This is a genomic window from Burkholderia sp. BCC1993 (genome assembly GCF_905339865.1).
GTDB lineage: Bacteria > Pseudomonadota > Gammaproteobacteria > Burkholderiales > Burkholderiaceae > Burkholderia.
On the sequence record NZ_CAJPGZ010000018.1, the window covers coordinates 78,106 to 89,214 of the forward strand.

Below are 11,109 nucleotides of genomic sequence, written 5' to 3' on the forward strand. Positions count from 1 at the left end.
GTCCAACTTGTCGCCTTACTTTGCGATGAGGAAACGGTCGCGATTCTTTGCGTCGCGAATCCACTGCGGGGCGCGGCCGCGACCTGACCACGTCTCGCCGGTCTTCGGGTTCTGGTACTTCGGCTCAGCAGCCGCTGCCGGCTTTGTGGCCTTCTTGGCTCGCTTGCGACCAAAAATCTGGTCGTCGGTGATGCCGTACTGAGCGACGAGCTCGCGAATCTGGGCAATAACTGCTTCAAGTTCCGCGATGCGCGCTGCTTCAGTGCGTTCCTGAAGCGTGTCAAGTTGCGCCTTCAGTGCTTTATAGCTTTCTGCCACGCTCCAATCCTCCTGTTTTTCGAAAAATTTGCATATTCGAGCAATCCAGTTGTTGCTCGAAGGAAGTATGCCTCAGGACGGACCAGACTAACCGGAATGTCTCATTTTGTTTTTCGGTGTTGTGGTCGCACCGTCGACGGTGTCAGTATTGCCGGGAGCGCCCGGAGCCGAATCGCTGTTCGGAGTGCTGACAGCACCCGACTTGGAAAAGTCGAGACGGGAAAGCGGATTCGGATAGCCACTCTGTACTAGGGCGCTGTGAAGGTCCACGGTGTGATGGTAACCGCGTAGCACCTGAGCAACGTGCTGCAGATTGGACATGTCCCCGCAGGGCCAGAAGAATCCGGCGTCGCTCCATACGAGCGCTTTCATCGGCACTTCGACATCCTTCGCTTCCGACTCTGGTTTTTTGCCTTCAGCTTCGGATTTCTCCCACTCGGAGTAGCGCTGCACCAAGTAAGAGAGGTATGCCGCCATGTTGGCGAGTGGCAGGCCAAAGGTCGCACCGTGCTTTTTCGCAGGATACAGCATGCTGACGATGTCGGCCTTATTGCTCAGATGGCACTTGTTACCTGTCATTGCAACAGCGACGTCATAGTAGCCGTCCGTGGCGACAATTGCCTTCCGAGTTGTCACCTCTCGGTCCGAGGGGATATCGTCCGAGCTGTATTCCGGGAAAACGAAGTGATGCGCGGCACGTGAGTCTTGTTCGAACAATGTTCTCTCTGGGTTGTCGCTAGACAGCCTGGCGACGGCCTTCATGACATGCACAAGTGGCTTCTTGAACTCCGAGCCACCTTCGTGTGCGTCGCTCTTGAACTCGAAGAGGAAGAAGCGGTCGTCCGCCGAGGTGATTGCATCCCCGAGCGCGGTTTCGGCATTCCCATCCAGCTTCAACAATGCCTTGGGCGGCTTGAACGGCCCGTTCTTGACAGCTTTATGCCACTGCAAATCTCGCAGTGCGAGAATGATGGTGTCTTCCCACAGTCGGGTGAACATGCCGCTACTTTTGAGGCTCTCGTTCTTTTGCTTCACGTGCCGTCCCTCTCGGTTGTAGAAATTTTGGCCGGCAAAAATTATAAAGGCGTGTCACAAGGCCGAGAAAGAAAAACATCGGTCGCGATTGTGTGACTCTAACTCTACAGGAATATACGCCACTGTTTCGCCTGCCCCGATTCTAGGGGCAGGCGAAACAGATTACGAATACCGCAATCTGTGCGTCTCAAATGGTCCGTCATCAACTAGGCGGTCATCGACGAGGCGCCAAAGGCGGAATCCACCGTCGCGTCCTTCCTTTCCGACCATGAAGACCCGGCCGTACGTGATGTGGCATGCAGCCGCCTTAGCCCTATCGTACTGCTGAAGTTGCGGTCCTTTTAGTTCCAGCAGAGCAACTCCGCCCCCTTCAGAGCGACCAGCTATGCCAATTACGAAGTCAGGGAAGAAGCCAATGCCGCCGGACCATTGGTATAAGCTGACTGACTCTGGTTTATGAACAGGATTGCGATGCCACCATACGACCTCTTTCGCCGAGTCGATGTACTCCGCGAATTCTAGTTCCTGAGGCGACAAACTGTCAGGGAAAACGCCATAGATGTTGCGCTTTGCCGGCAGCAGAGGGGTGAGGCTTTCTATTGCAGATGGAAGTTGTACGCTTACTGCTTCGACATTTTCTGCCCGTACGCGCTTGTACGCTTGACGAATCAGGCCTTCATTGCGCACGAGCACCAATTCCAGTTGGCGAGTAAGTTGCTCCTCCGAGTCCGGAAGCTCATGTCCCTCGTCTTGGAGCGCGCTTTTGAAGCGTTCCTTCAACGCAAGCAACAGCTGCCGTCGGTCGAGTTCGTCAAACTCGAATGCGATTTGGCGCGCGCGTTCCGCAATTGCGGCCGGTGACACGTTGGCCCAGACATCGTGGTCTTCTGGAGTGGCTTTGGAAAACACGTCTTCCACTCGTTCGGTCACACGAGACCGAACTTTATATCGGTCACCCAGCATCTTGCTGAAATCGATATGAGCGACGAGGCGTTCTTCTACGTCGTCCGGAGCCGCTGGCAATTTTTCTGTCACCAGAGTCGACGGCATGCCTTCCTTGAGCGAATATCGCTGGCCGCCCGATTGCGCTTCTAACTCGAACGCGTGCGTTAACGGAGACGTTTCCGCAAAGCCGTGCACGAGTTTTTGCGATACATCGCGGCCATCCGGAGCCAAAGTTTCAAACAACGCTGCTTGAGTTCCTGTCAGTGCTGACAAAGGAACGTCATCGACACCCTCATCTTCAGAGGGCTCCAAGCCTTCGGGGGCGGTACTGCTCTCGTCGTGCAAGAGCGACAGTGATTCACCTGGATGAACGACTTGGACTGTCGCACTACCAGCAAGGACGGTCACGACAGTCGATGGGCTTGCCGAAGCAAGCTGCTGAGGCATCTGATTGATTCTTGCTGCCGCACCGACCAGCCCCTCCTGTGCTTCACTATTTGCTAGAAACACATAACCGTAATTTAAGATAGGCGGAACGGACGCGAGTTTTCCTTGCAGCAGTCTGTGCACACGCATAATGCGTCCAACAACTTGGATGCCGAAATCGATGTCGCGATTTCCACGCAACGCTGCCAGCGTAAAGGCGCGAGGCGCATCAAAGCCAGTTGCTATCGCCATCTTGAAGATGATGACTTCGACCTGCGGGTCATCGGCCAGCGCCGCCAGACTGGGGTCCGGCTCATCGGCTGTATGCACCCGAACCGCTTCGTCAGCAAACTTTAGAGGCCCCGTTAGATATTCACGCGCCTTTTGTAGAGCTTGTCCGCCGTTGGGAACTTGGACAAGCATGAGTGGTGTCAGCCCTATTCCGCTGTCGGCCAATGTTTCCTTGATTCGTCGGTGCATCGTTGCGCATTCAGACAGCGCCACTTCCTCGAAGGCCAGCAACTGAGCATCATCATGATTCTTGGCGATGAAACGTGCCGCTTTGACGCTCTGTTTCAGCAATTGAGCATCGACTCCTTCCTTGCGCGTGATGGATGCCCATTCGGAAGGGCCGCCGATGCGATACCCCGTTTGCTGCGAGAATTTCTCAGCGTCCGCATCACGAGGCGTCGCAGTCATCATCAGCACGAAGTCGGGTTGCACTACGTTCGCAAAAAATTTGCTGGCTTCCGATGCTCGAACAAATCCATGATGAGCTTCGTCGACAACGACGCCGATTCGAAAGTCTTCGTGACGAGCCTGTGCGAGAAGGTCGTCGATGGCCAGCCCGGCCTCACCATTTTGCCGAGCCAGACGGGAATCCTTGCTTCGAGCGGCAACCGTTTGCCATGTCAGCACAAAAGTGGCACCGGGCAACAGATTCTCCGCGCGCCGGCCTGACTCGATATCAAGTTGAGTTAGATTCGGCGCTTGGCTGGTCAACGCAGTCTTGGCTTGGCCGATGACCCCAGCGAAAGGAGCAAACCAAAGCCACAGAACTCTTTCTTCGGCTGAGAATTGGCTGAGCAGTTCGCAAGCAATGAGCGTTTTGCCAATCCCGGTCGGGGCTTGAAGCAATACGCAGGCGTCTGCACGACGGAGCCTGTTCAGCTCGACCTCAGATGCATCTTTACCGAGCGCATCATAGCGAGACTTCAGTGCGCGGAACCGGCTAAGCAACGCCCTAATATGTTGTTTCTGAAACGGCATTGGGTTGATTCGGCTCATTCCGGCACCTCTAGTTCTTCACTGAATTCAGTTACGCGTGCGTTTCCTTGCTTAAAAATTCGTCGCAAGTCGCCAGGTATGGACACGATACTTATCTGGTCGGCGAGGTCACCCAAAGCACTTGTCACCGCTTGCGGAGCCCACGTCAACACGACAACCTTTCCTTCGAAGGCGTCCAATTGGACGGCGAGTCTGTCCAACGTTGAGTGACGGGTGTTCGCGCAATATGCGACTAGATGGCTGCCATTCACCGAAATTGCTAATGGCAGCTCCAGTGCAGTGACCGGATGGTCGCATGCCATTAGCGCGAAGTTCCATACCATCTCATCGGTCAGGTGCTCTTCGAGTCGGTGCATGGCGACCGGCTTCGCGCGTAGGTATGCGAATTCTCCCCCGAGGCCTGGCACTTCGCCAGTGCGCGTAGACCGATAACCTTCAATCACGTCACGAACTCTTTTCGCGCAGACGTCGCGGCAGAGATTCTTGTCCGGGTCTTCGTCTGTTGCTTCTCGGCTTGAGACGAGCACGAATCGCCGTGCCCCCCCATCTTCTTTATTCATCTTGAGCACAGCTTGCGCAGTGGTGCCAGAGCCAGCAAAAAAATCGAGGATTAGTGCATCTTTCTCTGGGGCGCCAATTTGCAACACGCGCTCCATGAGTCGGACGGGCTTGGGGGTGTCAAAGGCAGTCTGCGTGCCGAAGATTGCTTGAATCTCCTTTCGCGCCTCGTCTGTATGGCCGACCTCCTCGTGTGGCCACCAGGTCCAAGGGACCGCGCCTTCAACCTCGGAGAGATACCGGATGATGCTCGGCTGGGCGTTGCCATCCTTTCCCCAGTAGACTCGCCCCTGCTCTTGAAGCTTCAGAAATTCAGGCTCGACCATGGACCAGCACCGACCTTCAGGAGGGGTATGTACCTTCCCGGTGGGGCTCGTAATCGCGTACATTTGGTTTGGTCGAAATCCTTGGGCAGTCATTGGGATGCCGCGCCAACGTTTAGTCGGGTCCGTCTCGCTTGGATTTTCAGGATTCTTATAGACCTTCGCCTGAACCTCCGTTAGAGGAATGCGGCCTCGACGCTGCTTAAATTTATCCGGATTAGGCGCATAGACGAGAAGATACTCGTGTGCGTCGCCTATAGCCTCGCGATTTTCACGAGAATAACGCTTTTGCCAAATGCAGTTTGCGACAAAGCGCCTCTCTCCAAACACTTGGTTCATGAGCAACCCAAGGTTGAAGAGCTCGTTATCGTCGATGGAAATGAATATTGCTCCACCTTCTCGCAGCAACGACTTTGCAAGCACAAGTCGCTGATACATAAACTCAAGCCACGTTGAATGGCGATATCTATTCGTGGTGTCGAAGTAGTGGTCGTTATAGACGAAATCGCGCCGGCCCGTGTTATACGGCACGTCGATGTAGATGAGATGGAACGCGCCGGCGTGTGTGGTCGCAAGGTGCCGGAGCGCATCGTAGTTGTCACCTTCTATGATGAAGTTGCGATGAGGTCCTGCTCCACACGAAAGGGACGCGTCGAATTCTAAGCCAACAAAGTCTCGGTTCAGCGCCTTGTCGGCTTCGATGTCAGAGCGTTCCCAATGCAAGCCATATCGTGCCTGCGCGTCGCGGCGCTTCAAAATGGCAATGAGCGCCTGTTTGGTAAGGTTCTCGTACTCCAAGCTCAAATTTTCCTTGTCTCGGAGACATGTAAGGTCTGAGTCGACTCCACGTCGACGTCGATACCTCTGCTCCTGCAATAGTCAAAGACCAGTTTCTCAATCATGTTGGTCTGGGAGCGTCGCTCAGCCAGCGCAGCAAGCTCTAAGCAGCGCTTGAACGCTGGCGTCACTCGAAAGCTGACCGGTATTCGTTTGCTGTCTTGCACGGCTACTCCTCGGTCAAAGGTGTGTATAGTATGACGCATTACAGTGCTGACGCGCTAGCGTTGCGGCTCGGTCGGCGAGCGCGAGCAAGTCACCAGCCTCTTGCTCGGATGTCTTTAGGGTGAGAAATCCTAAACGCGATGCGAACTTGCTATGCTGTGAGCCGCTACCCGACCCTCAGACGGGCTACGGTGGTGGCCGTCAAGGTGACGTAGGTGCATGAAAACAATGGAAAACTCAGCGACCACGACTATCGTTTCCGGGCTGTTGATGTGCATCCAAAAAATAGTCGATATACGGCGCGACCTCGATTCATTGGAATCTGCGGGGAAGTATGAGTTATAAGTACTCAAGATTGGATGTCAGGAACCGGGAATGGTTTTCCAGCGACAACTCCAGGCAAAGCCTAATAAGAATAGTATTGCGAGAAGGGAGTGTTCGTAGCCTTAAGCCATGTGCAGTGGAATTTCGATATCCACTCACGGCTATTTCTGGAAAAAATGGGTCTGGGAAATCGACCATGCTTGCGATAGCGGCGTGTGCTTTTCATAATCCGGAGTCCAGCCTTCCTGGCTTTCCAGGGAGGAAGCACGACTACTACACATTTTCGGATTTCTTTGTTCAATCAATCGAAGAGGTGGCGCCCGAGGGAATCACAATTGCGTATTCCATTCGTCACGATGAGTGGAGGGAGACTTCTCATTTGCCCGGCGGAGTTGGGCTGGGGCGTCAAGTCCGGCAAAAAAAGAAGGGTGGGAAATGGACGGAGTACAATCGCCGCGTCAATCGAGAAGTAATGTTTTTTGGCATTAACCGCGTGGTTCCCCATTCGGAGCGCAGTGGTGCAGTAGGGCATCGAGCGACGTTTCGAGTTATCGAGCGCGGTGGGTGGGAGGATGAGGTAAAGGCGGCCGTCGGAAAAATTCTCGGGGTCTCCTACGACGATTTTCAATTGAAACGCGCCTTGAAGCATCGTTTGCCGGTGGTTCGGCGTCGGATGGGAACGTATTCCGGTTTTAACATGGGGGCAGGTGAAAATGCTCTCTTTGACCTCTTGTCCTATTTATATGCTTGCCCGGGAAGTCCACTTGTTCTCATCGACGAGTTGGAGCTTGGGTTGCACGAACAAGCACAAAAGCGTCTCGTTGAACATTTAAAGCAGCTTTGCTTTGACAGAAAGATGCAAATTATTTGCACAACGCATTCGCCAACGATTCTTGATGCTTTACCACCCGAAGGAAGATTGTACGTCGAGAGTAACGAGAATCAGACGGTTGTCGTTCCAGCTATCTCAGCTCTTTTCGCCGCCGGAAAATTAAGTGGTGTGAATGGCCTCGAGCTCGACATCTTTGTCGAGGATGACGTAGCCGCAGCATTGGTGACCGCAGCGCTGCCCGTGTCGGCGCGAAAGCGCGTGACGATACGTCCAATTGGCTCGGCAGGAGCCGTGGTGCGTCAAATGGCGGCGCGCTACAAAGAAAAGCGGACATCAAATGTACTGGCAATTCTGGACGGAGACCAATCCAAGCGCTTGGCGGCGCACGCAAAGGTATTTGCGAATGCGCTGGAAGCAGCCCCAGATGTTGATGCAGCGAAGGAATGGTTCGAAAGTAGCCTCTTTTTCCTTCCCGGAGACACGTGGCCTGAGCGTTGGATGGTCGAACAACTACTAACGGACGTCGGGCTGAGTGCCATTTGTGGCGAGTTCGGCACGGACATCGATACAACCCGGGAAGAGTTGGGGTCCTCTCTGCATGCAGAGAAGCATGGCGAACTCTTCTGCCTGGCAGACAGCTTTGCGCTGGATGAGAACAGTTGTCGAGACGCTTGCGCGCGGGTGGTGGCTCGCATTTGTGGGGCCGAGCTATCGGCCACGATGGCCGGGGTGTTTGCCCGCTTAGGGCATGCCACCGTCGAACCTGCCGCGCGACTAGGCGCGGGCACGTAGCCGGCAGTTGTGTGACGGCGCGGCGGTCGACGTGTCCTCATCTGGGTGCCCGAAATCTAAAATTATTGAGCTATAATGGTCGACTGTGCCGTGTTAGCTCAGTTGGTAGAGCACCCGCCTTGAAGATACGAGTGCCCCATCGGAAACGGTGGGAGTAGAACCCCTCAAACTCGGGGAAAGCTAAGGTCTGTTAGGACTATGCCAATCCCGAGCCAAGCTTGCCATCGGCAAGAAGGTGTAGAGACTAGACGGGGGGAGCCTAAAGCGTCAGCCATGGCTAAGGGATAGTCCAGACCACAAACAGTTGGCGGCGAAAGCCGTAGTGGTAAGGTAAGCGGTAGGTCGTCTGTTCGAGTCAGACACGCGGCACCACGTTTACGCGGCAAACGCAACACCTGCGTGAAAACAAGGCAACACCCTGGTGGGAAGGCTCTCGTGGGATAAGGGTTGGAAACGCAACGGCCCCTAGGTACACATTCCGCCCCGTAATCATCAGGTGGCGGGTTCGAGTCCTGCAGCCGGCACCAAATCCGAAAAGGGGTTACGGAGTTTTCCGTAACCCTTTTTTTCGTTCGTAGCGATCACCGGCGTGCGCGCTGCACATCCGGGCAATGGTTCCCGACTGTGCTTTATCGCCAATCCGCCGGGACGGGCGTCGGCCCGCGGATTCCGTCGCCTGCGCGACGCCCGGGCCTTCGCGCGGCAGTCGAACTACTTCATCGCTTCCAGACGTACCACGGCGCGACTTCCCGTCGCCTTCGCATAGCGGGCCAGCGTGCGCAGTGACGGCATCGTGCGACCGCTCTCCATCCGCGCGATGGTCGATTGAGTGGTCTGCATCCGCTCGGCGACCTGTTCCTGCGTCAATCCGGCGCGCACGCGTGCGGCGACAAGTTCGCGGGCAACGGCGAACTCCGGTGCCTGCGCGTCATACTCGGCCTGCGTGGCTGGGTCGGCCAACAGGCGCTTCTTCAACGTTGCAAGGCTGGTCATTGCTCAATCCTCCTTATCCGGGCGCACGCCATTTCGATAGCGCGATGCGGTGTTCTCTGCGTCTTCTTCACGAGCACGTGCAGCACGATCAGGCGTTGCTTCGTCCGCGCGACATAGATCGCCCGCGCGATGCCATCACGCCCGGTCATACGGATTTCCCAAAGCTTTCCCGTCAGCGCGCACACATGAGGCATCCCGACGCGTTGCGGGCCGAACTCCGCCAGCATCTCCGCGATATGGAGGAAGCGAGCGCGCATATCGGGAGGCAATGCCAGCAATTCGGCCGTTGCCTCGGGTATCAACTCAACATGCCAGGTCATCAGTTTATCGCTTTTTTGCTATATCGGGTGAGTGAATGGCCCACTGCGTGCAATCCACGGGGATTGCATCGACGCCCATCCCTTGATGCGCGGATATCGGCAACAGTGGCGCCGGCGGTGGCGGCTATGCAGTGCTCATGAAGCGCATTCGCCGTCGACACGACTTTTCACAATCTCGGTGAAGATTCGCGGAGAAAAAATACTTTGGTGTCCGTCCAATGTAGGCGGTTTCAATTGCTTTGAGTGCAAATTGGCCGATCGGTATAGAAACACTGACCAAACGGAAGATGAGGTGAGGCGAAGATTCCAGAGGGAGGGGCGCTGCGAGAGACAGTTCGATTTCGGGCGACGAACGCTGCCTATCCCGTCAACGGAATCGTGCCGATATTGGTTGGAGTACTAAAAATTTGAAGGGGAGAATTTTGAGGCGCATGAGCAATGGAGGCTAACGTTTCGACCGCATGGCACGTCAATCCAACTCGGCCACAAGCATCGTTCTCGAGGCTGAAGATGCCTACGCTCCTGCCCCGATCCGCACCACGTGCGCTGCGCGGGCAATCCGAGCGCGCATCGCACATCGTTGCCCCCCCGTTTCCCTGTCACGCCCGCGTCACGCTGCGCCCCTAACGTTGCATGTTCCCGCCGCGGCGCCGCCGTCGCGATCCGGGCGTGCGTGACCCGCACGCGACGCCGTGCCCGCGTTGCGCAACGGTCAACCGGGATCTCGCTCCCGGCGGCGCATCGACTCTGCCTCGCACCATTCCATTCGAAAACACGATCGACGCCGATCGAGCTGGATCGCGGACGATCAGGAGACAAGGACCATGTTGAGTCCGCATGAATTCTCGATGCTGCTGCGCATAGCCCGCGCACCGGACAGCGTCGACCTGGCGAACCCTGCGTTCGCCGTGCTCGTCGAAAAGCGGCTCGTCGACGCTACGCAGGTACGCGTGAATGAAGTGGCTGCGCGCCCGGCACTGACCCCGATCGGCCAGATGCTGCTGGCGCGCTTCGACGAAGCGGCCTGAGCGAAGGGGAGAGCGAAGAGAGCGGGAGAGAAGAGGCGTCACGCCTTCGCCGCAGCGAGTGACGTGACGCAACGCGAGCGCGGCGAACCGCTTACTGTGCGACCGGCACCGTCACGTCGCTGCCGAACCAGTGCATCGAGATTTTCTTCAACGTGCCTTCCTTGCGCAGCGACTCCAGCGCATCGTTGATCGCCTTCTCGAACTTCGGATTGCCCTTGCGGAACGGGATCGCCATCTCCTGCTTGCCGCCGTTCAGCACCGCGCCCGAGCGCAGCGGCAGGTTCGACGTCTTGATCATGTACGGCAGCATCAGGCGGTCGTCGAGCGTCGCCTCGATCCGGCCTGCCGCGAGATCACGCAGCTTTTCCGGTGCGCCAGGATACGTCTGCACCTCGATGCCCGGCACGCTGCGCGCCATCTGGTCGTAGTTGGTGCCGAGCGTCACGCCGAGCTTCTTGCCCTTGAAGTCCTCGAGCGACTTGAAGTTGCGCGTGTCGTCCTTGCGCTGGATCAGCTGCGCGGCCGAGTACGTGTACGGCTCGCTGAAGTCGAGCGCTTCCTTGCGCTGCGGCGTGATCGTGACCTGGTTGACGATCACGTCGAACTTGCCGGCCTGCAGGCCTGCGATGATGCCGCTCCATTCGGTCGGGACGAACTGCGTCTTCACGCCGAGCTTGCCGGCAACCGCATTCGCGACGTCGACGTCGAAGCCCTCGAGCTGACCCGACGTGCCGCGCGAGTTGAACGGCGGATACGTGCCTTCGAGGCCGACGCGCAGCACGCCGGCTTTCTTCACCGAGTCGAGCAGGTCTTCCGCGTGCGCGGCGACGGCCGTGAAACCGAGGGCCGACGCGAGCAGCAGGCCAGATAGCAGGAACTTCGAACGTTTCATCGTGGATCTCCAGTGTTCAGTGTGGTGATGGAGC

Annotated in this window: 10 protein-coding genes; 2 read left to right on the forward strand and 8 right to left on the reverse strand. The window is 56.6% G+C overall.

The genetic code is table 11. The annotated features are described in order from the left end of the window. Positions 1–15 precede the first annotated feature (15 nt). From U4Y91_RS27950 to U4Y91_RS27970, 5 genes are all read right to left on the reverse strand, one after another. A complete protein-coding gene (locus tag U4Y91_RS27950) occupies positions 16–318 on the reverse strand; it encodes an H-NS histone family protein (protein ID WP_321807799.1) in 303 nt (100 codons plus the stop codon). A gap of 87 nt (positions 319–405) precedes the next feature. Next, a complete protein-coding gene (locus U4Y91_RS27955) occupies positions 406–1,353 on the reverse strand; it encodes a hypothetical protein (RefSeq protein WP_321807800.1) in 948 nt (315 codons plus the stop codon). A gap of 162 nt (positions 1,354–1,515) precedes the next feature. After that, positions 1,516–4,011, reverse strand: coding sequence for a DEAD/DEAH box helicase (locus U4Y91_RS27960; protein ID WP_321807801.1), 2,496 nt, complete (start codon positions 4,009–4,011; stop codon positions 1,516–1,518). Next, complete coding sequence (locus U4Y91_RS27965) at positions 4,008–5,690, reverse strand: site-specific DNA-methyltransferase (RefSeq protein WP_321807802.1); 1,683 nt, start codon at positions 5,688–5,690, stop codon at positions 4,008–4,010. Before U4Y91_RS27965 ends, U4Y91_RS27960 begins: the two co-directional genes overlap by 4 nt. A 2-nt stretch (positions 5,691–5,692) precedes the next feature. Continuing rightward, the gene (locus tag U4Y91_RS27970; protein ID WP_321807803.1) at positions 5,693–5,896 is read right to left on the reverse strand and encodes a hypothetical protein; all 204 of its coding nucleotides are present in this window, start codon (positions 5,894–5,896) and stop codon (positions 5,693–5,695) included. Between the two features lie 332 nt (positions 5,897–6,228). On the opposite strand from U4Y91_RS27970, the gene U4Y91_RS27975 reads away from it, so the two are divergent. Continuing rightward, entirely contained in the window at positions 6,229–7,842 is a 1,614-nt protein-coding gene (locus U4Y91_RS27975; RefSeq protein ID WP_321807804.1) for an ATP-binding protein, read from the forward strand. Positions 7,843–8,553: 711 nt separating this feature from the next. On the opposite strand, the gene U4Y91_RS27980 is transcribed toward U4Y91_RS27975, so the two are convergent. Continuing rightward, the gene (locus U4Y91_RS27980; RefSeq protein ID WP_044845941.1) at positions 8,554–8,835 is read right to left on the reverse strand and encodes a helix-turn-helix domain-containing protein; all 282 of its coding nucleotides are present in this window, start codon (positions 8,833–8,835) and stop codon (positions 8,554–8,556) included. Then, complete coding sequence (locus U4Y91_RS27985; protein ID WP_321807805.1) at positions 8,832–9,155, reverse strand: type II toxin-antitoxin system RelE/ParE family toxin; 324 nt, start codon at positions 9,153–9,155, stop codon at positions 8,832–8,834. Before U4Y91_RS27985 ends, U4Y91_RS27980 begins: the two co-directional genes overlap by 4 nt. Before the next feature lie 824 nt (positions 9,156–9,979). On the opposite strand from U4Y91_RS27985, the gene U4Y91_RS27990 reads away from it, so the two are divergent. After that, positions 9,980–10,183 (forward strand): hypothetical protein, encoded by a 204-nt coding sequence (locus tag U4Y91_RS27990; RefSeq protein ID WP_257775202.1) that lies wholly within the window; start codon positions 9,980–9,982, stop codon positions 10,181–10,183. 91 nt (positions 10,184–10,274) lie between these two features. Here U4Y91_RS27990 and U4Y91_RS27995 read toward each other — a convergent pair whose 3' ends face one another. Then, positions 10,275–11,075: a cystine ABC transporter substrate-binding protein gene (locus U4Y91_RS27995; RefSeq protein ID WP_044845938.1), complete on the reverse strand. Its 801-nt coding sequence runs from the start codon at positions 11,073–11,075 to the stop codon at positions 10,275–10,277. Positions 11,076–11,109: the final 34 nt, after the last annotated feature.